The 19,813-nt window shown below is 55.5% G+C and carries 21 protein-coding genes and 1 tRNA gene; 10 read left to right on the top strand and 12 right to left on the bottom strand.

Annotated features, from left to right (window positions below; all coding sequences use genetic code 11):
• Window positions 1-12 precede the first annotated feature (12 nt).
• The 3 genes from dxs to QGM61_RS01305 are packed head-to-tail and all read right to left on the bottom strand — an operon-like array spanning window position 13 to window position 3,116.
• Entirely contained in the window at window positions 13-1,911 is a 1,899-nt protein-coding gene (gene dxs, locus QGM61_RS01315) for a 1-deoxy-D-xylulose-5-phosphate synthase (protein ID WP_281131576.1), read from the bottom strand.
• Window positions 1,912-1,950: 39 nt separating this feature from the next.
• Complete coding sequence (locus tag QGM61_RS01310) at window positions 1,951-2,853, bottom strand: farnesyl diphosphate synthase (protein ID WP_281131575.1); 903 nt, start codon at window positions 2,851-2,853, stop codon at window positions 1,951-1,953.
• A 2-nt stretch (window positions 2,854-2,855) separates the two neighbouring features.
• Window positions 2,856-3,116, bottom strand: a complete 261-nt coding sequence (locus tag QGM61_RS01305) for an exodeoxyribonuclease VII small subunit (protein ID WP_281131574.1) — start codon at window positions 3,114-3,116, stop codon at window positions 2,856-2,858.
• A gap of 145 nt (window positions 3,117-3,261) precedes the next feature.
• On the opposite strand from QGM61_RS01305, the gene QGM61_RS01300 reads away from it, so the two are divergent.
• The 6 genes from QGM61_RS01300 (at window position 3,262) to QGM61_RS01275 (ending at window position 8,281) form a co-directional block, all read left to right on the top strand.
• Window positions 3,262-4,341 carry an MJ1255/VC2487 family glycosyltransferase gene (locus QGM61_RS01300; RefSeq protein WP_281131573.1) on the top strand — a complete coding sequence of 360 codons (1,080 nt, stop codon included), beginning with the start codon at window positions 3,262-3,264 and terminating at the stop codon, window positions 4,339-4,341.
• A gap of 64 nt (window positions 4,342-4,405) precedes the next feature.
• Window positions 4,406-5,209: a hypothetical protein gene (locus tag QGM61_RS01295; RefSeq protein ID WP_237133196.1), complete on the top strand. Its 804-nt coding sequence runs from the start codon at window positions 4,406-4,408 to the stop codon at window positions 5,207-5,209.
• Window positions 5,210-5,899 carry a 2OG-Fe(II) oxygenase gene (locus QGM61_RS01290; RefSeq protein ID WP_281131572.1) on the top strand — a complete coding sequence of 230 codons (690 nt, stop codon included), beginning with the start codon at window positions 5,210-5,212 and terminating at the stop codon, window positions 5,897-5,899. It begins immediately after the preceding gene.
• A 232-nt stretch (window positions 5,900-6,131) separates the two neighbouring features.
• A complete protein-coding gene (locus QGM61_RS01285; protein WP_281131571.1) occupies window positions 6,132-6,512 on the top strand; it encodes a hypothetical protein in 381 nt (126 codons plus the stop codon).
• 188 nt (window positions 6,513-6,700) lie between these two features.
• Window positions 6,701-7,579 (top strand): hypothetical protein, encoded by an 879-nt coding sequence (locus tag QGM61_RS01280; RefSeq protein WP_281131570.1) that lies wholly within the window; start codon window positions 6,701-6,703, stop codon window positions 7,577-7,579.
• A 252-nt stretch (window positions 7,580-7,831) separates the two neighbouring features.
• The gene (locus QGM61_RS01275; protein WP_237133200.1) at window positions 7,832-8,281 is read left to right on the top strand and encodes a DUF6152 family protein; all 450 of its coding nucleotides are present in this window, start codon (window positions 7,832-7,834) and stop codon (window positions 8,279-8,281) included.
• Window positions 8,282-8,477: 196 nt separating this feature from the next.
• On the opposite strand, the gene QGM61_RS01270 is transcribed toward QGM61_RS01275, so the two are convergent.
• The 3 genes from QGM61_RS01270 to QGM61_RS01260 are packed head-to-tail and all read right to left on the bottom strand — an operon-like array spanning window position 8,478 to window position 10,227.
• Entirely contained in the window at window positions 8,478-9,020 is a 543-nt protein-coding gene (locus tag QGM61_RS01270; protein WP_281131569.1) for a hypothetical protein, read from the bottom strand.
• 14 nt (window positions 9,021-9,034) lie between these two features.
• Complete coding sequence (locus tag QGM61_RS01265; protein ID WP_281131568.1) at window positions 9,035-9,712, bottom strand: HupE/UreJ family protein; 678 nt, start codon at window positions 9,710-9,712, stop codon at window positions 9,035-9,037.
• Complete coding sequence (locus tag QGM61_RS01260; RefSeq protein ID WP_281131567.1) at window positions 9,712-10,227, bottom strand: hypothetical protein; 516 nt, start codon at window positions 10,225-10,227, stop codon at window positions 9,712-9,714. The genes QGM61_RS01265 and QGM61_RS01260 overlap by 1 nt, the downstream gene beginning before the upstream one ends.
• A 189-nt stretch (window positions 10,228-10,416) precedes the next feature.
• On the opposite strand from QGM61_RS01260, the gene QGM61_RS01255 reads away from it, so the two are divergent.
• From QGM61_RS01255 to QGM61_RS01240, 4 genes are all read left to right on the top strand, one after another.
• Window positions 10,417-11,460 carry a hypothetical protein gene (locus tag QGM61_RS01255; RefSeq protein ID WP_237133205.1) on the top strand — a complete coding sequence of 348 codons (1,044 nt, stop codon included), beginning with the start codon at window positions 10,417-10,419 and terminating at the stop codon, window positions 11,458-11,460.
• A gap of 115 nt (window positions 11,461-11,575) precedes the next feature.
• Complete coding sequence (locus QGM61_RS01250; RefSeq protein ID WP_317622119.1) at window positions 11,576-12,613, top strand: Fe(3+) ABC transporter substrate-binding protein; 1,038 nt, start codon at window positions 11,576-11,578, stop codon at window positions 12,611-12,613.
• 92 nt (window positions 12,614-12,705) lie between these two features.
• Window positions 12,706-14,310, top strand: coding sequence for an iron ABC transporter permease (locus tag QGM61_RS01245; RefSeq protein WP_317622118.1), 1,605 nt, complete (start codon window positions 12,706-12,708; stop codon window positions 14,308-14,310).
• On the top strand, window positions 14,288-15,334 hold the full coding sequence (locus QGM61_RS01240; protein WP_281131566.1) for an ABC transporter ATP-binding protein: 1,047 nt from the start codon (window positions 14,288-14,290) through the stop codon (window positions 15,332-15,334). Before QGM61_RS01245 ends, QGM61_RS01240 begins: the two co-directional genes overlap by 23 nt.
• Here the strand turns inward: QGM61_RS01240 and QGM61_RS01235 are convergent.
• The 6 genes from QGM61_RS01235 to QGM61_RS01210 form a co-directional block, all read right to left on the bottom strand.
• Entirely contained in the window at window positions 15,331-16,065 is a 735-nt protein-coding gene (locus QGM61_RS01235; RefSeq protein WP_237133208.1) for a VC0807 family protein, read from the bottom strand. The two genes, QGM61_RS01240 and QGM61_RS01235, sit on opposite strands and share 4 nt — an antisense overlap.
• Window positions 16,066-16,106: 41 nt before the next feature.
• A tRNA-Met gene (locus tag QGM61_RS01230) sits at window positions 16,107-16,183 on the bottom strand.
• 62 nt (window positions 16,184-16,245) lie between these two features.
• Window positions 16,246-17,337, bottom strand: a complete 1,092-nt coding sequence (ychF, locus tag QGM61_RS01225) for a redox-regulated ATPase YchF (RefSeq protein ID WP_281131565.1) — start codon at window positions 17,335-17,337, stop codon at window positions 16,246-16,248.
• Window positions 17,338-17,364: 27 nt separating this feature from the next.
• Window positions 17,365-17,970 (bottom strand): aminoacyl-tRNA hydrolase, encoded by a 606-nt coding sequence (gene pth / locus QGM61_RS01220; protein WP_281131564.1) that lies wholly within the window; start codon window positions 17,968-17,970, stop codon window positions 17,365-17,367.
• Between the two features lie 11 nt (window positions 17,971-17,981).
• Window positions 17,982-18,614, bottom strand: coding sequence for a 50S ribosomal protein L25/general stress protein Ctc (locus tag QGM61_RS01215; protein WP_237133211.1), 633 nt, complete (start codon window positions 18,612-18,614; stop codon window positions 17,982-17,984).
• 105 nt (window positions 18,615-18,719) lie between these two features.
• Window positions 18,720-19,676, bottom strand: a complete 957-nt coding sequence (locus QGM61_RS01210; RefSeq protein ID WP_237133212.1) for a ribose-phosphate pyrophosphokinase — start codon at window positions 19,674-19,676, stop codon at window positions 18,720-18,722.
• Window positions 19,677-19,813 lie beyond the last annotated feature (137 nt).

The following is a 19,813-nucleotide window of genomic DNA, read 5'->3' as shown; positions in this document are numbered from 1 at the left end:
GTTGCGGACAGATCAGACTGCCTGAGAGTGAATTTTGCAGCGGGTCAGCTTGTCTCTGACTGCGGCGACAATACCGTCACGATCAAGGCCCACTGATGCCAGCATGTCGGGTACGCGGCCGTGTGGCAGGAATGTGTCGGGCAGACCCATGTTCAGAATCGGCGTTGTGAAATTCTGGTTCAGCAGGTGCTCATTGACCGCGGAGCCGGCGCCGCCGGCCACAGCATTCTCTTCGATAGTCACCAGCAATGAATGTTGCTGTGCTATTCGATCGATCAGTTCTGTGTCCAGGGGTTTAATGAAACGCATATCAACCACAGTGGCATCCAGTGCCTCGGCTGCATCCAGAGCCGGCTTCAGCATGGTGCCAAAGGCGAGCAAGGCTACGGTGCTGCCTTTGCGTCGCACCACGGCCTTGCCGATAGGCAACTCACTCATGTCCGATGCGATGTTTGCGCCGGGACCTTTGCCGCGCGCGTAGCGGACTGCGGCAGGACCCTTGTGTTGATGGCCGGTGTACAGCATCTGGCGGCACTCGTTCTCATCACTGGGCGCCATGATAACCATGTTGGGTACACATCGCAGATAGGACAGGTCAAAGCTTCCAGCATGCGTCGGGCCGTCTTCGCCAACCAGACCAGCACGGTCGATTGCAAAAAGCACGTCCAGGTTCTGGATGGCCACATCGTGAATTAACTGGTCGTAGGCACGTTGCAGGAAAGTGGAGTAGATGGCCACAACCGGCTTGAGGCCGTCGCAGGCCATGCCGGCGGCAAACGTGACTGCATGCTGTTCGGCAATGGCAACATCAAAAAAGCGGTCAGGGTACTGGTCAGCAAACTCGTCCATGCCCGAGCCGGCGCTCATGGCCGGTGTAATCGCGATCAGTTTTTCATCCTGCTGTGCCATGTCGCACAACCACTGACCAAATACCTGTGAGTATGTCGGCGTTTTGGGCTCGCTTGTCGGGCGCTTGGGCTTGGCTTCAATTTTGCTCAGGGCGTGCATGCCAAACGGATCGTTTTCAGATGCGGTGTAACCCTTGCCTTTCTGGGTGACTATGTGCAGCAGCTGCGGTCCGCGCAGCTGTTTGATGTTGCCCAGCACTTCGATGAGGCGTTCTGTATCGTGTCCGTCCACAAGCCCGATGTAGTTGAACCCGATTTCTTCAAAAAGTGTGCCTGGTGACACCATTCCTTTCATGTATTCCTCGGCACGATGCGCTGCCTTGAGTGCCGGAGGAATCTTCGACAGCATTTTTTTGCTGCCGGTACGAATAAAGTTGTATGGCTTGCTGGCCCACATGCGCGCGAAGTAGCTGGACAGGCCGCCGACATTACGTGAGATGGACATGTTGTTGTCGTTAAGAATGACAAGCACATTGTCGTCCAGCTCGCCGGCATGGTTCAGCGCTTCAAATGCCATACCTGCGGTCATTGCGCCATCACCAATGACCGCGATTACGTGCCGCTCGGCTTCCTGGCGCCGGGCGGCAATCATCATGCCCAGTGCGGCGCTGATGGATGTGCTTGAATGTCCCACTCCAAAGCAGTCATAGTCACTTTCGGTGCGGCAGGGGAAGGCTGCCAGGCCACCAGGCTGGCGCATGGTCAGCATCCGTTCGCGGCGCCCGGTGAGTATCTTGTGCGGGTAGGACTGATGACCCACATCCCAGATCAGCCGGTCCTCCGGGGTGTCAAACACGTAGTGCAGGGCGATGGTCAGTTCGACCACACCCAGCCCTGCGCCGAAATGCCCACCAGTCTGTCCTACCGAATACAGCAGGAAGTTGCGTAGTTCGCGTGCCAGATCCGGAAAATCGGCGGGATCCATGGTCTTGAGGTCAGCGGGTGAGCTGATCTGGTCCAGCAGTGGCGTGTCCGGACGGCTGAGAGGGATTTCGGTTAACATTTGGTCATGAGCCTGCATTTAATTGGATCAGATGTCAATTCAGTACGCTCGCTGAGTGACATAGTCAGCAATCGAGCTGAGCATGGTGGTGTCGCCCGGAATCGGGCTCAAGGCGTCCTTGGCCGCCTGAATCAGGGCAGTTGCCTTTTCCCTGGCACCATCCAGCCCCAGCAGGCTGACATAAGTGGGTTTGTTCAGAGCGATATCAGCACCCTGTTTCTTGCCCAGTGTGCCGGTTTCGGCGACGACATCAAGCACGTCATCGTGCACCTGAAACGCAAGTCCGATGTTGCGGGCATAGACCTGCAGAGCTTCCATTATCTGAGGTGCCCGGCAGCCAGCGCTAAGCGCGCCAAGCTCTACGCTGGCGCAGATCAGTGCTCCGGTTTTCAATCGATGCATGGTCTCCAGTTCGCTCTGGGTCAGCTGCCGTCCCACCGCGCCCATATCCAGCGCCTGGCCTGCAATCATTCCATAGCAGCCACTGCTTGCTGAGAGAATATTGATCATGCTCACCACAGTGACCGGATCATTGCCTTTATGTTCACTGAGAATCTGTATGGCCAGGCTTTGCAGGGCATCGCCCGCCAGGATGGCTGTAGCCTCGTCATAAGCCTTGTGCAGTGTGGGTTTGCCCCGGCGCAGGTCATCGTTGTCCATGGCGGGCAGGTCGTCGTGGATCAGCGAGTAGCAATGCATCATCTCTACGGCGCAGGCTGCGTCGTCAGCGGCTGACATGGGTGCGCCTAGTGCGTTGGCAGCGGCATAGGCAAGGCAGGGCCGTATGCGCTTGCCGCCCAGCAATGTGCTGTAGCGCATTGCTTCCACCAGGCGTGGCGGCATCGCGGTCAGTGCGGCCAGGCGGTTTTCCATCTGCTGGTCGCAGCGTTCACGGCACTGCTTCAGGAAGGTATTCAGTTGATTGGGTGCTGGTGTGCTCATTCTCAGTCCCGGGTCTCCACTGCATCGTTGTTGGCAGTGGCCAGCGGCTCCAGCGTGACCGGATCGGCATCGGGGTTGGTTAACACCTGCACTCGCAGCTCGGCCTGCTGCAAAGCCTGCTGGCACTCGCGTGTCAGTCGGATGCCTTTTTCGAAAGCGGCCAGTGAGTCTTCGAGCCCCATGTTCCCTTCTTCCATCTGGTTTACCAGTGTTTCCAGTTCGGCCAGGGTCTGCTCAAAAGCCAGGGGTTTTTGGTCCGACATCACGGGCTCCTTTGCGCTTAAAACTGCCAATTATCGGCGCTACGCAAGGCGAAGGCAATCGCCAGCCGCTGCGCCAATCATACGCCTGTCACAAACTCTCCATACACTTGTCACATCTCGGGACAGATGAATTGGAATTTTGACTATGAGCCGCATATTGTACGGTGTTTCGGGTGAAGGATCAGGACATTCGTCGCGGGCCATGGAAATCGGCCGTCACCTGCTCGCCGAAGGACATCAACTCAAGATGGTGACCTATGATCGGGGGCTGAAAGCGCTCGCCGGTGAATTTGACTGTTTTGCTATCGAAGGGCTGCACATTGTCAGTGATGATAATCGTGTGCGCCCATTAAAGACAGTCTGGAACAACCTGCGCCGCGCACCGCGTGCAGTACGCCGACTGATAGCATTGCGCCGTATGATCCGCGAGTTTCAGCCGGATGTAGTGCTGACTGATTTTGAACCGACCAGCGCCTGGCTGGCATGGTTTTTCGACCTGCCTCTGATCAGTCTGGATAATCAGCACCGTATGCGGTACATGAGCTATGAGTCTCCGCCGGGTCTGTCCTGGTCACGCCGCATTACGGAAACCATCATCAAGCTGATGATTCCTGCGCCCGATGCCGCGCTGGCCACCACCTATTTCTTCGGCGAGCCGCGCAATGACCGGACCTTTCTGTTTCCGCCAATACTGCGCCGTGAAGTCCTCGAATGTCGGCCCTACCAGGGTGGTCACCATCTGGTATACGTAACCAGTGAGTTCGCTTCTCTGCTGGGACTGCTGCGCCAGTTCCCGGAACATCAGTTTATTGTCTACGGCAGCAGTCAGCAGGGCGAGGATGCCAACCTGACATTCAGGCCGTTCAGTGTTGATGGTTTTCTGCGCGACCTGGAGTCGTGCCAGTCAGTGATTGCGACAGCCGGCTTCACGCTGATCAGTGAGGCGCTTTATCTCGGCAAGCCTTATCTCGCGCTACCAATGCAGGGGCAGTTTGAACAACAACTGAATGCCTTCTGCCTTGAGCAGCTCGGTTATGGCATGAGTGCTGCGCCGGTTGGCGTGCGGCAGCTGGCACGCTTTTTTGACAATCTGCCGGCGCTGAGCGAGTCCGCGCAGCGGTATGCGGACAGCCAAAAGATAAGCGATGTGACACAGGCCAATCTGGGTATTCGTACAAAACTGGACGAACTGCTCGGTCAGAAGCTTCAACAGCTCCATCGTTGACCACTCCGGCAGTGCGCAGTATGCTGGCGCTCCTGTCAATCGGGGTCAATTTGCCGGCATATTTATGGACAATAAAAACGATAATCGTCTTAAAGACAGTCTGCGTGGTTTTGATCGTCAGGACTGGCGGATTCAGTTCGGACTGGTCGTCACACTCATCTGGTTGTTGCTTGGCACCCTGTACATGACCGTCAATGTTGGCTGGTCACGTTTTGCCACGCTACCGATCGAAGATATGGGCAGTTTTCTGGAAGGGGCGTTCGCGCCGCTGGCCTTCCTCTGGCTGGTCATTGGTCTGTTTATTCAACAATCCATTCAGGCGCAGAACAACCGCGAGCTTTATCACAGCAATATCGTTTCTGCCCGGCAGGCGGAAGCTCTGGCAGCCAATGAGAAAAATGCCCGCCAGGAAACTTTTTTCAAGATCGCCGATAATACCCGGAGACAATTGGGCGGCATCTCCGGTCTCTTGCTCCAGTCCTGCAAGGGCCCGGCGGGTGACGGCTCGTTAAGCGAAGCGGAAATGATGGAAATGTGGCATCATTTCGCGACAGGCGACTTCGAGGTGTTCTCGCGCCGATTCCTGATCCTTGCCGGACGTGGCGAAAACATGGGGCCACTGTTTTATGGCACCCAGATTCGCACCACCCATACCGAGAATTTCATCGTGAACTTTGACCGACTGCTGAAGCTGGCGCGTGATTGTGATGTCAACAATATCATCACCGATGCCCAGCTGCATTCTGCCCACGGCCTGCTAAGCTCGCGAATGAGAGAGTTGCACCCCCGCATCAAGTTCCGTCGCTATGAATTGACGCGAACCAGCGACTACCTCGGCCAGATCATGAAGAACAGCCAGGAAGCGTAAATGTCCGCATTGATTAACGAAGTGGTCGGCAACGAAGCGTTGCTGGCCGAACAGCTCGTGTTTGAACAGATTGCTGCTGACCTGGTCAGTCAATCCTGGTCCGTGGTGCTGGATGGCTTGCCTGCGGCGGTTGCACAGCCGCTGTTTCAGCAGGTGCGCGATCTGAATGACAGCGACTTTGACCCGGCAGGTATTGGTCGCAGCCAGGACCATGTGCACAACAGCTTTGTGCGGCGTGACCAGGTGCGCTGGATTGATGGCGCTACCATGGCGGAGCAGGTCTGGCTGGATTGGGCGCAACGCCTTCAGACCTATCTGAATCGACGACTGTTTCTGGGCCTGTTTTCTTTCGAATCGCATTTTGCCCATTATGGCCCCGGAGACTTTTACAAGAAGCATCTGGACGCATTCCGTCCGAATGGCCTGGAGCGTGGTGCGCGCAGAGAATTGTCTCTGGTCACTTATCTTAACCCGGGCTGGGAGTCCAGCGATGGCGGGGAGCTGGCCATTTACGATGCGGCAGGTGAGCAGGTTGTACGACGCGTGTCTCCGGTTTACGGCACGGTTGTTGTCTTCCTGAGCACTGAGGTGCCGCACGAGGTATTGCCCGCGATGCGCGACCGTTACAGCCTGGCTGGATGGTTCCGCGTTAACGGCAGCGTTGCCGACCGTCCTGATCCGCCGCAGTAATCAATTTCCCTGACCCCATTCAGGGCGCTTGTGTCGGTCATGTCGTCGCGAGCTGCGAGATGCCAGGACTCTTGCGACCAGTGGTGGTATTGCTGCGATCAGTCCTCACCATAACCCACTCATTCCTGCAGGGCTCCATGTTAGCTTATGGATGGTCATTTCTGAGCGCAAAGTTCGGCGATGGTACCAATCCACAGTGCGTGAAAAATCTCACCGATTTAAGGAGTTGTATATGTTACGGATGAAGCGTCGCGCTATCGTCACGTCAGTCAGTGCTATTGCTTTGCTCGCCAGCTTTCTGGTCCCTGTTGCCTACGCAGATGTGAGTGGCGACTGGAATTTTGCAGTTGAAATTGCCGGTGTGGGCAGCGGCAATGCCAGCGTCACCATGCAGGAGGCTGCTGATGGGTCCATTACTGGCACCTACTCAGGGCAGCTTGGAAACACCGATTTTACCGGCAACTCAGAGGGCGACAACTTTGAGTTTGTGTTGACCAGCCAGATGGGCTCAGTCACTTACTCAGGGGAACAATTGCCCGACGGCACGCTGGCCGGCAAATTGAATCTCGGCGGCATGGGTGAGGGAACATTTACGGCGACCCGCAAAGAGTAGCACCCGACGGGATTGACCGGGTCCCTGACTGAGCTTTACTACCCATTCCCCTGCGGTAAGCTGCCGACATGCTTGACAGCAAAAAATCGAAGTGTTTATATCGGCTGATTACACGGGGGAGGTGAAAAACCATGCTTAACGGGTTCAAAAAATTACAATTATTATCCGCAGCAGTGGCCGTCAGCGTTATGGCTTGTGCTCCACAGGAGTCGCAATCGCCTGGCGCGACACAGACAGGGACCAATACCGCAGCCGCACAGGGCAGCGCTGCCGAGAGCGGCATCCCGCGCACGCCGGATGGCAAGCCGGATCTCAACGGCATCTGGCAGGTGCTTTCCAATGCCAACGTCAACCTGGAGCCAGCACCGCCACAATCCGCTTTTGCGATGGTGCCAGGTGATTTTGTGCCGGTTCCAGCACCTGAAGTAGTGGCAATGGGCGCAGTTGGCGCGGTTCCGGCAAGTCAGGGCGTCATTACCACTAATGATGGTTACATTCCCTACAAGCCGGAAGCACTGGCGCAACGTGATGAAAACCGCGAGAACTGGCTGCAGCGCGATCCCGAGATCAAATGCTTTATGCCAGGTGTGCCGCGGGCTACTTACCTGCCTCACCCATTCCAGATTTTCCAGAGTGACAGTGCGTTCTTCATCGCTTATTCGTTTGCGGGCGCCGTTCGAAATGTATACCTGGAAGATCCCGGTGAGCCGCCGATTGACTCCTGGATGGGGCAGTCCTATGGCTATTGGGAAGGTGATACCTTTGTCGTGGAAGTCTCCGGACTGATCGATCAGACCTGGTACGACCGCGCCGGCAACTATCGCTCCTGGGAGTCCAAGGTAACAGAGCGTTACACGATGGTTGACGAAAATGTGATTCAATACGAAGCAACCATCGAAGATCCGCAACTGTACACAGAGCCATGGACCATCGCCATGCCGCTGTACCGTCGACTTGAACAGGACTTTGAGCTGCCGCAATTCAAGTGTGTGGAGTTCGTGGAAGAATTGATGTTTGGGCGCTTCCGTAAGGGCCGTCCAATTGAAGAAATGGTGATGCCGTTCTGATTATTGGGCCCGCGGGTTCTGAATGAATCGGAAGCTGTGGGCACAGTCGTTAAGCAAAGGTTCAGTCATCGTAGGACATACTGACGGCAAGCTGATGGGTCGGAAGCCTGCATGGAAGAGGCAAGTGGCCATTAAAGGCAAATGAGACGGACAGCCATCAATAATCGTCAGGCAGATCAGATTAAACTGGAACTGGTCTGTTATAAACGTTAATATTTTAGCCATGAAGCTAAATAAATAGGGGTGATTATCATGAAAATGAAACTGCTTGTAGCTGCTGTGGCAGTCGTCGGTGGCGTTGCTGCTATGAGTGTGAAGACACCAGCAACTGCTCACCACGCGTTCTCAGCTGAATTTGACGCCAACCTTCCTGTTGCGTTGCGTGGTCCGATCACACGTGTTGAGTGGATCAACCCTCACTCCTGGATTCACCTGCGCCACACCAACGATGATGGATCTGAGCAGGCATGGATGGCAGAAGGCGGCACGCCGAACACCCTGCTGCGTCGCGGTATTACCCGTAACTCCCTGGAAATCGGCACAGAGATTGTTGTGACTGGCTACCAGAGTAAGGACCAGCTGTGTACACCTGCATGCCGCGCCAATGGCCGCGACATCACTTTCCCTGACGGCCGCAAGCTGTTCATGGGCTCTTCAGGTATTGGTGCACCAGACGACGGGTCTGACCCGACTGAACAGTAACACCGACCTTATGGCCAGCCAGGTTCTTTGATCCTGGCTGAGTTGTTTGAGGGCAGTTTCTGGCTGCCAAAAGAAGCGTCTGACATTCCGGTTGATCCGGATCAATCAGGCGCTTTTTTTTGTCTGTTAATCTGGCATTGAGATGAGACAGGGAGTTTAGCTGCGAAAACTGCCATATGGCGACGCGCTAGCGCCCTTACAGCACCGGTTGCAGTTCGCGATCCATGCTGCTGCCACCACGATACTCGGTGGCATGAATGTAAAAGCCTGAGGTTTTGAGAGTCAGCGTGACAGTCTCGAAACCCCGGTTTTCCCAGAACCAGCCATGCATGCCGTTAAAAGCGGCTTCGTACATGCCCTGGTCAGAGCTGGCATTGCCCTGCAGATAACTCTCATCATAGTTTTCCACGGTGATGTTGTCGGCATGCATGTCAAAGTACAGCTCGCCCTCCGCTTCCCAGCTGAATACCAGGGCCTGACCTAGATCCATCAGGTACTTGTATTCCAGAGACTGAAATGGCTCCAGAATAAATTCCACTTCGTCACTCTTGTGAATTTCTAGCTGACTGTGAAGAGCGTCGGCTGTGGTGTTGGACATGGTGTCCAGCCCCAGCAGCGCCCCTGTGCGCAGTGGGTCGCGGCCAAACTCGGCCGGCAGTATGACGGCCAGGAACAGCAACAGAGCGCCAAAAAAAGCGCTGCTGATTGCCACGGCCAGTCGTTTGCGGTCATCGGTCATGGAATGTACTCCTGTCAGGCGGCGAGCTGCCAGGCTGCCAATTGATAAAACATCAAAAGGAAGCCTGCAGTCATCAATAAGGTGTTGCTCAGGAAGGCCTGGCGCTGGAAAGACGGGTGCTGGCGCCACAACATGAACACGATGAAAATCATGAACAGCGCGATCATCTGGCCAATTTCCACGCCAAGGTTAAAACTTATCAGGTTGATTAGCAGACCCTCGGGCGCCAGTTGCAGTTCCTGCAGACTGGATGCCAGCCCAAAGCCGTGAAAGAGGCCGAAAACAAACACGGCTGCACGTGTGTCTGGCTTCCAGCGACCCAGGGTCTGAAACGCACCCATATTCTCCAGCGCCTTGTAAACCACAGACAACGCAATAATGGCATCTATGAAATAGGCATTGATGGCGATGTCACCGAGTACGCCTATTATCAATGTGATGCTGTGGCCCGCAGCAAAAAGCGTTACATACTTAATGACATCAAGTGCGCGACTGAGGAAAAAGATGACACCTGCCAGAAACAGCAAATGGTCGTAACCGGTAACCATGTGCTTGGCGCCAAGGTAGATGAATGGCCCTGGCGCGGCCCCGGCATTACTGGCAACAAAGCTGGCGTCGCCGCCGGCAATATTATGGGCGATAGCCAGGGCCGGAAGCAGACAGATTATGAACAGTACAGTTCGTGTCAGCATTACTGCGAAAGACTGGACGGTGCGAATCGGCCTGCGATATCCGGACTGTAGGACTGGTGGCAGGCGGTACAGACGCTGTACAGCTGTGCACCGGTCTGAAAAAACTCTTCTTCATTTTGCTGTTCGGCTGCCTGCATCATGTTCAGGCCCACAGTGCTCATCGCTTTGGAATAAGTCGCCCAACTGTCATTGTCAACGGCGCGACCCGGTAACATCAGGGTATTGCCGATCTCTACAATCAAGGCGGCTCGCTCTTCAGCCTGATGCCAGCCCTCGTCAGTGGTCGGGTAGAGTTCGTAATAACCTTCAATTTCGTCATCAATCCAGCCTGCCGAGCGCCACAGGGAGTCTGCGACCGGTTCCAGGACGTGCGCCATCAGCTCCGCCATGCTCAGGGTCAGTGTGTATTCCGGGCCTGCTGCTGATTCGCTTGCGGAATCGCTGTCGCTGCCACAGGCAGCCAGTCCGGCGGCAAATATCATCACCGCAAAAAATCTCAGGATTCCTGTCATCATTCACTCCCCGGTTGGTCGGAAAAGCTGGTAAAACTCAGCTATGCTTGGATGTCCCGATTATGACACATCCCGCCAGTCACGTTACACAGTTTGTCCTGGCAAGCCGTGACTATGACTTGATTCAAATCAACGGCTGGTCTACCTTCACTCCCATAATAACGAAAACAGTACGCCACAGGACGCATGCCCATGACTCGTTTTAACACCCTCAACGCCACTATCATTAATTCAGTGACGCCCTGTCGAAGCCTGCTGGCAGCACTTTTGCTTGCCGGTCCCTTGCTCGGGAACGCAGCAGAAAACACCGCGCCGGGCTATGAACCGCCGCGAACGCCTTCAGGTAAACCTGACTTTCAGGGGGTCTGGACCAATGCCTCGATTACCACCCTGCAGCGTGCAGGCCGTTACGATGAGCTGGTTATCCCTGAGGATCAGCTGGCTGCGGTCACGGCAGCGCATCCGCAGAATGTGCGCCAGGCAACAGACGACAATCTGCAGGCAGGCGAGCTGCTGGACGGGTCTGACCTTGCCATGGGGCGCGGCTACAACGCGTTCTGGATTGATCCGGGTAGCAGTTTTGGCCGGGTGCGCGGAGAATACCGAAGCTCCTGGATCATCGATCCGCCGGATGGTCGAATTCCCTATTCCGAGCAGGGCCAGCAGCTGAGGAGCGAATTCCGGGAAAAATTCAGCAGCAATGATGGTCCCGAGGGCCGTGCGCTGGGCGAACGTTGTCTGATTGGTTTTGGAGGCACCGGCGGCCCACCGATGCTGAACGTTCTTTACAATAACCATTACCGTTTTGTGCAGACCGATGACTATCTGATGATCATGGTCGAGATGAACCAGGATGCCAGAATTATCCCCATCGGTGGCGAGCATCGCCCGCCCGAGCTGCAGCAATGGCTGGGAGACTCGATTGGCTGGTGGGAAGGCGATACGCTGGTCGTTGAGACAGTGAGCCTGCACCCCCAACAGGCCGGCAGCGGCCAGGTCAATCTGTCAGACGAGGGTAAAGTCATTGAGCGATTCACCCGTTACTCCGAAGATCAGATTCTGTACGAATTTGAGGTTGATGACCCGGTCTATTACACGCAGGTCTGGCGCGGCGAGATGAGTTTTAATGCCAGTGATGACCGCATTTATGAATATGCCTGTCATGAGGGCAACTACGGCCTGCCTGGTATCCTGATGGGTGCGCGGCGCGAGGAGGCGGACGCGGCAGCCCAGTAAAAGCTGTCAGCGCAAGAATAATTGCATCGGGATAGCACAAAAGCGCATTCGGTGATTGCAAATGTAAATGAGAGAAATTATCATTTGCTAAAGATATTACCAATTACCGGAGGTTATGATGCGTTCACTGAAGAAGGTGCTGTTATCGTCAACTGTCGCTATGACTGCGCTGGCAGGCTTGCTGACAGCATCGGCGCAGGCGGCCGAGGTTAATGTCTATTCGGCGCGTGAAGAAAACCTGATCAAACCGATTCTGGATCGATTCTCCGAACAGACCGGCATCCAGGTGAACCTCATCACGGCAGGTGCTGATGAACTGACAACACGTATGGAGCTTGAGGGCGTCAACTCGCCAGCAGACCTGCTGTTGACTGTTGATGTGGGTCGTCTGCACCGCGCCAAGGAAATGGGCCTGTTGCAGCCAGTTGAGTCTGACGTGCTGGAACAACGTGTACCTTCGCAGTATCGTGATTCTGAAGGTTACTGGTACGCAGCATCACTGCGCTCACGTGTCATTGTGTACGATAAAGATCGCGTCGATCCTGCTGAACTGTCGACCTACGAAGCGCTGGCTGACCCCAAGTGGCGCAACAGCATCTGCATTCGTTCCTCATCCAATATTTACAACCAGTCCCTGGCTGCATCCATGGTCGCGCATGATGGCGTAGCGGCGACCGAAGAATGGGCGCGCGGTATTGTTGCCAACATGGCACGTCCGCCCCAGGGTGGCGACCGTGACCAGATTGCTGCTGTAGCCATTGGTCAGTGCCAGCTGGCGGTAGTCAACTCTTACTACCTGGCCGGCATGATCAATGCGACCAGCGAAGATCAGCGTGAACAGGCTGCCCAGGTATCCGTGTTCTGGCCAAATCAGGATGGCCGCGGCGCTCACATCAACATCAGTGGCGTTGCTCTCAGTCAGCATGCGCCGAACCGTGAAGAAGCGGTTCAGTTAATGGAGTTCCTGGTCAGTGACGAAGCACAGACCTGGTATGCCGAAGCCAACAATGAATACCCTGTTCGTGAAGATGTCCCCGTCAGCGATACGCTGGCAGCCTGGGGTGAATTCAAGGCAGACGATCTTGCCCTGGACCAGCTGGGTGTTCATAATGCCGAAGCCGTGCGACTGATGGACAGAGCCGGCTGGAGGTAACTGACCGCTAAGGCCCCATTTTGACTGGCAAGACATTGCATACTCAACAAGGTCGTGGACGAAGCGCACTGATTAGTATCATTGCGCTTTGTTTGCTTTTAAGCCTGCCGATTTTCACTGTTCTCTGGTCCATAGGCGCAGACAGCGATGGCGTCTGGCAACATCTGGCTGACACGCTGTTATGGTCCTATATTGGTCAGTCTCTCACCCTGATGACCGGGGTCGGGCTGCTGGTGCTGGTGCTGGGCGTGGTGCCGGCCTGGCTGGTCACCATGACGCGTTTTCCTGGCAGTAGGGTGCTGGAGTGGGCGCTGATCCTGCCGCTGGCCATGCCAGCCTATATTATCGCCTACACCTATACAGGCATGCTGGATGTCACCGGTCCGGTTCAGGGGTTTATCCGCGAAACCTTTGATCTGCGCTTCGGTGATTACTGGTTCCCGCAGGTTCGCTCACTGGGCGGTGCCATTGTGATGCTGGCGCTGGTTCTGTATCCCTACGTCTACCTGTTGTCACGCATGGCGTTTCTGGAGCAGTCTGTCTGCGTACTGGAGGTCTCGCGCACGCTGGGCGCAAGCCCCTGGCGGTCCTTCTCCAGGGTGGCTGTGCCGCTGGCGCGACCGGCCATTGTTGCGGGACTGGCGCTGGTGCTGATGGAGACACTGGCCGACTATGGCACGGTTCAGTATTTTGGTCTGTCGACGTTTACCACCGGTATATTCCGGACCTGGTTTGGCATGGGAAGTTCGACGGCGGCCGCGCAGCTGTCAGCCGTTCTGATGCTGTTCATTCTGGTGTTGATCGTCACTGAACAATGGTCGCGCAACAAGGCACGCTTCCATCACACAAGTAGCAAGTACTCACAATTGCACCCTAAGCGTCTGGCTGGATGGCAGAGCATGGCAGCCATGGTCTTCTGCGCATTGCCGGTACTGTGCGGCTTTCTGATCCCTTTCCTGCAGTTGTCCTGGTGGGCCTGGGATACCCGCGAGCTGGTCAATTTCGGGGATTTCAGCAATCTGCTTTATAACAGTCTGCGCCTTGCTCTGGTGGCGGCACTGATCACACTGGTGCTGGGACTGGGCATCAGCTATGCGAAGCGCCTGCAGCCTGGCATGCCAATGCGGACCGCTGTTCGTGTGCTGAGTCTGGGGTATGCCATCCCCGGCACGGTGATTGCGGTTGGTGTGCTGATCCCCTTCACCTTTTTTGATAATACTCTGGACGGCTGGATGCGCGGGCAGTTCGACTTTTCCACAGGGCTGCTGTTAAGTGGCACGTTGGGGGCCGTGATGTTTGCCTACACGGTGCGATTCCTGCCGGTATCAATGAATACGCTGGATGCCGGCCTCGGCAAAATAAAACCAACCATGGATGATGTGGGCCGTTCCATGGGGCTTGGCAATTGGCAGATGCTGCGACGAGTGCATATTCCCATGCTGCGCGGCAGCCTTTTGACTGCGGCGCTGCTGGTGTTTGTGGATGTCCTCAAAGAGCTGCCCGCGACCTTGATTCTGCGGCCGTTCAACTTTAATACACTGGCCATTCGCACCTACGAGCTGGCTAACCAGGAACGACTGACCGAGGCCGCTGCGTCGGCCCTGATGATCGTTCTGGCTGGCATCATTCCTGTTATCATCATCAGTCTATCCATTTCAGCATCAAGACCGGGCCATGACTCACGCATTGCAGATTGACACTATTTCGGTGGCGTTGCAGAACACGCCAATTGTCCATGACATCAGCCTGCAACTGGCGCAGGGTGATATCGGCTGTCTGCTTGGGCCCAGTGGCTGTGGCAAGACGACCTTGCTGCGCGCCATCGCTGGCTTTGAGCCGGTCACGCAGGGCAGCATTCAGATTGCCGGACAGCTGGTGAGTAAACCCGGCAGCCAGATGCCGGTGGAAAAGCGTCAGGTTGGTATGGTGTTTCAGGACTACGCGCTGTTTCCTCATCTGAGTGTAGAGGACAACATCGCCTTCGGTCTGACGGGCTGGAAAGCCGCTGACAAACTGGCCAGGGTGCAGGAGCTGGCCCGCATGCTGCACATTGAGGAGCTGCTGGGTGCCTATCCGCATCGCCTGTCAGGTGGCCAGCAGCAGCGCGTCGCCATCGCTCGCGCCATGGCGCCGCGGCCGCGCATTCTGTTGCTGGATGAGCCATTTGCGAGTCTGGATGTCGAATTGCGTGAAGACATAGCGCGAGAGATTCGTGAGGTGCTTAAACAGGATGGCATCACCAGCATTCTGGTGAGTCATAATCAGCTTGAAGCCTTTGCCATGGCTGATGAAATTGGCGTCATGAGAGCCGGGCGGCTGTTGCAGTGGAGTACCGCATTCGAACTTTATCATGAGCCGCGAAATGCCTACGTGGCTGATTTCGTCGGTGAGGGCGTATTCCTGCCAGGGACGGTCATTGATACGCTCAGTGTGAGTACTGAGCTTGGGGTGCTGACCACACATGAGCCGATTGCACACAAAGCGGGTGACCTGGTGTCAGTGCTGATCCGCCCTGACGACGTAATACATGACGACAACAGTAAAGAAACAGCCCGGGTGCTGAAAAAGGTATTCCGTGGCGCCGACTTTATGTACTCGCTGGCACTGCCCAGTGGCGCTCAGGTGCTAAGTCTGGTGCCCAGTCATCATGCGCATCCGGTGGGGAGCGATATCGGCATCAAGGTGGAGATGGATCACCTGGTGGTGTTTTCAATCGATTAATTGTTGTCCACCAGAAAGGTTTCCAGTTTCTGATCGGTAAGCCTGTGGATCTGTGAAAACACAAACCAGATCGCGATCATCAGGACGATCATGCTGGGAATCGCGATGACCGGGTAGCTGAGTGCTGTCATGCGACCCAGCTCTGCGCTGAACTCGCTGGTGCCAGGTGGGCTCACCAGAATAACTCGCGCCAGAATGTAGTTCAGCGCCGAAGACAGGAAAAAAGACCCCGCCACAATCATTGAGGCCTGCGCCAGACGGCGTTCGAACACTTCCGTATTGCCCTTTGCTGCCAGCGCATCATACAGCGCTTGAACACGGATCAACTGTGCGTTCAGTATCAAGGTCTTGACCAGCGGGAAGCGTGTCCGCTGGCTGATCAGTACTGCGAGCCCGATGATTCCGGGAATGGCTGCTTCCTTTATCGCAATGTACTGTGGATCCAATTGCAGCAGACTGATGCCGCCGGTCAGAAAAACACTGACGACACCAAGTACCGAAAATGGATTGATCTTGCCGGACTCCCGCAGATCCCACAGGCCATAAAGGATGGGGAAGGCCAGTGCCACAACAATGCTCAGACTCGGCCCAAGGCTGTCTTCACCATTAAAACGGCTGAGAATGACGACCGGGATGATGATGTTGAATGCAAGATTGCCGAGAAATCCGCCACGTGGTTTCTTTGGCTGCTGCTCGGGACTTGGCTGATCTGTGGTCGTGCCCTGGGTCATAGTCGGAGTCCGTTTTTTGGGCCGCAGGGGGAGAAAAAGAGTGGTAGCTACGGGTGGACTTGAACCACCGACCCCAGCATTATGAATGCTGTGCTCTAACCAGCTGAGCTACGTAGCCACATCGAGGACGCGCATTTTGTCTATTTCAAGGGCCTTTGTCAAGAACCTGATATACGCGACTTAAACATTGAAGCGGAAGTGAATCACATCACCATCGTGGACAATGTATTCCTTGCCTTCCAGTCGCCATTTGCCGGCATCCTTGGCGCCCTGTTCACCTTTAAAGGCGACATAGTCGTCGTAGGCGATGACCTCGGCGCGGATAAACCCACGTTCGAAATCGGTATGAATGGCGGCAGCTGCGCGGGGAGCCGTGGCACCCTGTTTGATGGTCCAGGCACGCACTTCCTTGGGTCCGGCGGTGAAATAGGTCTGCAGGCCCAGCAGGCTGTAACCGGCACGGATAACGCGATCAAGTCCTGGTTCTTCCATGCCCAGATCCTGCAGGAACTCGAGCTTTTCGTCGTCTTCCAGCTCCGCAATTTCTGCTTCCAGTTTGTTGCAGATCGGCACGAGTACGGCACCTTCGGCTTCTGCCACAGCGCGGACTTTATCCAGATGGGGATTGTTCTCGAATCCATCTTCGTCAACGTTGGCGATGTACATGGTTGGTTTGACAGTCAGCAGATGCAGCGAATACAGATCTGCCAGTTCTTCCTTGCTCAGGCCCATGCTGCGAACCGGTTGGGCGCCATCCAGGTGTTGTTTAACCTTTTCGAACAGGGCAATCTGTCGCACTGCGTCCTTGTCACCGCCCTTGGCGATGCGGCCCAGTCGCAGAATACCTTTTTCCACTGACTCCAGGTCGGCCAGTGCCAGCTCGGTATTGATGGTCTCAATGTCCGCTACCGGGTTGATGGTGTCAGCGACATGGACGATATTGCTGTCTTCAAAGCAGCGCACGACATGTGCAATCGCGTCAGTCTCACGAATGTTGGCAAGAAACTGGTTACCCAGGCCTTCGCCTTTGGAGGCGCCGGCAACCAGTCCGGCGATGTCCACAAACTCCATGCTGGTGGGAATGGTCTTTTGCGGTTGAACGATGTCTGCCAGCTCGTCAAGTCGCGGATCTGGCATGGGTACAATGCCTGAATTGGGTTCAATGGTGCAGAACGGAAAATTCTCTGCAGCAATACCCGCTTTGGTAAGCGCGTTGAACAGTGTTGATTTTCCGACGTTTGGCAGGCCAACGATGCCGCATTTAAAACCCATGGGTGTATATCCTGTAAAGTGTGATGTCTATTGGCTGTCTGCAACAGGGCTCTGACTGTGCAGGGTCTGCATTGCCTGATTCCACTGTCCGTTAACCAGTTGGGGCAGAACCTTGAGAGCCTGATCAATATCGTGTTCTATCTGTATGGTGTCGTCTTTGCCGGGATCGCTAAGCACATAATTGGCAACTTTGTTTTTGTCGCCAGGGTGGCCCACGCCGATACGTAGACGTTTGAAATCATTTGCTCCACCAAGCGCGCTGATGATATCGCGCATGCCATTGTGCCCGCCATGACCACCGCCCGATTTCAGACGGGTTGTGCCGACAGGGAAATCGATCTCATCGTAAGCGACCAGCATCTGTTGTGGCTCGATATCGAAGTAATGACAGAGACTGGCCACGGACAGGCCGCTGCGATTCATGAAGGTGGTAGGGAATAACAGTCGGACATCGTGTCCTTCAATAGTGACACGTGCCACATTCCCATGAAAACGTGCTTCGGGACGGAGTTCGCCGTGGTAGCGTCGACAGATCTCATCCAGAAACCAGACGCCCACATTGTGGCGGTTAAAGCGATATTGCGGGCCCGGATTTCCCAGGCCCACAATCAATTTGAGCGTGTCAGTGCTCATGGCAGGAGAGATTACTCCTCGCCGGACTCTTCGTCGTCAGACTCTTCGTCCTGCGCACCGCCACGAGGCGGCTGAACAGTAACAACGGCGTGGTCAGCATCGGCGCCATGCGTCAGGTCTACGCTGCTGACGCCTTTCGGGAAGTCAATCTGGGAGATGTGGATGGCTTCGCCCACACCCAGGTTGGCCACGTCGATTTCCAGGTACTCTGGCAGGTCTTTGGGCAGACACACGATTTCAAGTTCAGTGATGGTACGCAGCAGGCTGCCACCACCCAGTTTCACGCCTTTACACTTCTCTTCGTTCAGAACGTGTACAGGTACTTTCACGTGAATGGTCTGCTTGGCGCTGACGCGCTGGAAGTCTGCGTGCATCAGGCGCGGCTTGGCCGGGTGACGCTGCAGGTCCTTGATAACGACCTGTTCTTTTTTGCCATCCACGTGAAGTGTGATGATGTGCGCAAAGAACGCTTCGTTGGTGGTGGCCTTCAGCAGATCCTTGTGAGGAATCGAAATCGACTGCGGCTTTTTGTTGCCGCCGTAGATGATGGCCGGTACTTCGTCAGCCAGGCGACGCAGGCGGCGGCTCGCACCTTTCCCCAGGTCGTCTCTGGCAGTTGCATTCAGATCAAACTCATTGGACATGATGTCCCTCCAGTTTCAAATAACGCCTGCTTTGCTTGCGACCAGCGCCGCAGACGTGTCAGTAAAAGAGTGTCGGGAAAACTGCTCCTGACACTCCGGTTAAAATCAGATTTCAGCGCTGTCAAACATGGCACTGATGGATTCTTCATTGCTGACGCGTCGGATAGACTCGGCCAGCAGGCGCGCCATGCTCAATTGGCGAACTTTCTTGCACTTCTTGATCTCGTCGCTCAGCGGGATGGTGTCAGTAACCACCAGCGTATCCAGCGTCGAGTTGGCAATATTTTCGGCCGCTTTGCCGGACAGGACCGGGTGTGTACAGTACGCCACAACCTTGGTTGCGCCGTGCTCTTTCAGAGCGGCAGCAGCTTTGCACAGGGTGCCAGCCGTATCAACCATGTCGTCCACGATCAGGCAGGTACGGTTTTTCACTTCACCGATAATGTGCATGACCTGGGCTTCGTTGGCCTGTGGGCGACGTTTGTCGATAATGGCCAGATCCACATTCAATTGCTTGGCCACAGCGCGCGCACGCACAACACCACCGATATCTGGTGACACCACGGTCAGATTTTCATAATTCTGACGAACGATATCTTCAGTCAGCACGGGCGAACCATAGACGTTGTCCACCGGAATGCTGAAAAAGCCCTGAATCTGTTCGGCGTGCAGGTCGACGGTCAGTACACGGTTGATGCCGACGGCGGAAATCATGTCTGCAACCACTTTGGCGCTGATTGCCACACGTGCGGAACGAACGCGACGATCCTGCCGGGCGTAACCGAAATAGGGAATCACAGCTGTGATGCGGTTGGCAGAAGCCCGGTGCATGGCATCAGCGGTCAGCAGCAGTTCCATCAGGCTGTCATTGGTCGGCGCACAGGTGGACTGGATGATAAAGACGTCCTTGCCGCGCACATTTTCCTTGATCTCGACCGCCACTTCGCCGTCGCTGAACTTGCCAATATCGGCATCACCCAGCGGAATACCGATGTAGCGGGCAATTTTTTCTGCCAGCACCGGATTCGCATTGCCGGTGAAAACCATCAAGTTGTTTGCCATGAGTTGAATACCTTCAGACTTGCTGCGGGCGGGGCTCCGGTTCTTGAGCTGCTTGGTCTTGAACAGTGACTGTTTGATAACGCTGCCCGTCCGGATAGTTTCTGTTCGTCATTGCTGGCGGCCGATGACTGCCTGGA

Origin of the sequence: Pseudohongiella sp. SYSU M77423 (genome assembly GCF_029911965.1) — a bacterium.
GTDB lineage: Bacteria > Pseudomonadota > Gammaproteobacteria > Pseudomonadales > Pseudohongiellaceae > Pseudohongiella.
This window is presented reverse-complemented; position numbering and strand designations above follow the sequence as displayed.

What these genes read in the sequence shown, in the direction of transcription:
- QGM61_RS01275 (WP_237133200.1), top strand. Translation starts at nt 7,832, where the DNA reads ATGAAAATGAAACTGCTTGTAGCTGCTGTGGCAGTCGTCGGTGGCGTT.
- QGM61_RS01290 (WP_281131572.1), top strand. Translation starts at nt 5,210, where the DNA reads ATGTCCGCATTGATTAACGAAGTGGTCGGCAACGAAGCGTTGCTGGCC.
- QGM61_RS01235 (WP_237133208.1), bottom strand. Translation starts at nt 16,065, where the DNA reads ATGACCCAGGGCACGACCACAGATCAGCCAAGTCCCGAGCAGCAGCCA.
- QGM61_RS01295 (WP_237133196.1), top strand. Translation starts at nt 4,406, where the DNA reads ATGGACAATAAAAACGATAATCGTCTTAAAGACAGTCTGCGTGGTTTT.
- QGM61_RS01285 (WP_281131571.1), top strand. Translation starts at nt 6,132, where the DNA reads ATGTTACGGATGAAGCGTCGCGCTATCGTCACGTCAGTCAGTGCTATT.
- QGM61_RS01240 (WP_281131566.1), top strand. Translation starts at nt 14,288, where the DNA reads ATGACTCACGCATTGCAGATTGACACTATTTCGGTGGCGTTGCAGAAC.
- QGM61_RS01215 (WP_237133211.1), bottom strand. Translation starts at nt 18,614, where the DNA reads ATGTCCAATGAGTTTGATCTGAATGCAACTGCCAGAGACGACCTGGGG.
- QGM61_RS01260 (WP_281131567.1), bottom strand. Translation starts at nt 10,227, where the DNA reads ATGATGACAGGAATCCTGAGATTTTTTGCGGTGATGATATTTGCCGCC.
- QGM61_RS01270 (WP_281131569.1), bottom strand. Translation starts at nt 9,020, where the DNA reads ATGACCGATGACCGCAAACGACTGGCCGTGGCAATCAGCAGCGCTTTT.
- QGM61_RS01300 (WP_281131573.1), top strand. Translation starts at nt 3,262, where the DNA reads ATGAGCCGCATATTGTACGGTGTTTCGGGTGAAGGATCAGGACATTCG.
- QGM61_RS01255 (WP_237133205.1), top strand. Translation starts at nt 10,417, where the DNA reads ATGACTCGTTTTAACACCCTCAACGCCACTATCATTAATTCAGTGACG.
- QGM61_RS01305 (WP_281131574.1), bottom strand. Translation starts at nt 3,116, where the DNA reads ATGTCGGACCAAAAACCCCTGGCTTTTGAGCAGACCCTGGCCGAACTG.
- dxs (WP_281131576.1), bottom strand. Translation starts at nt 1,911, where the DNA reads ATGTTAACCGAAATCCCTCTCAGCCGTCCGGACACGCCACTGCTGGAC.
- pth (WP_281131564.1), bottom strand. Translation starts at nt 17,970, where the DNA reads ATGAGCACTGACACGCTCAAATTGATTGTGGGCCTGGGAAATCCGGGC.
- QGM61_RS01280 (WP_281131570.1), top strand. Translation starts at nt 6,701, where the DNA reads ATGGCTTGTGCTCCACAGGAGTCGCAATCGCCTGGCGCGACACAGACA.
- QGM61_RS01250 (WP_317622119.1), top strand. Translation starts at nt 11,576, where the DNA reads ATGATGCGTTCACTGAAGAAGGTGCTGTTATCGTCAACTGTCGCTATG.
- QGM61_RS01210 (WP_237133212.1), bottom strand. Translation starts at nt 19,676, where the DNA reads ATGGCAAACAACTTGATGGTTTTCACCGGCAATGCGAATCCGGTGCTG.
- QGM61_RS01265 (WP_281131568.1), bottom strand. Translation starts at nt 9,712, where the DNA reads ATGCTGACACGAACTGTACTGTTCATAATCTGTCTGCTTCCGGCCCTG.
- ychF (WP_281131565.1), bottom strand. Translation starts at nt 17,337, where the DNA reads ATGGGTTTTAAATGCGGCATCGTTGGCCTGCCAAACGTCGGAAAATCA.
- QGM61_RS01310 (WP_281131575.1), bottom strand. Translation starts at nt 2,853, where the DNA reads ATGAGCACACCAGCACCCAATCAACTGAATACCTTCCTGAAGCAGTGC.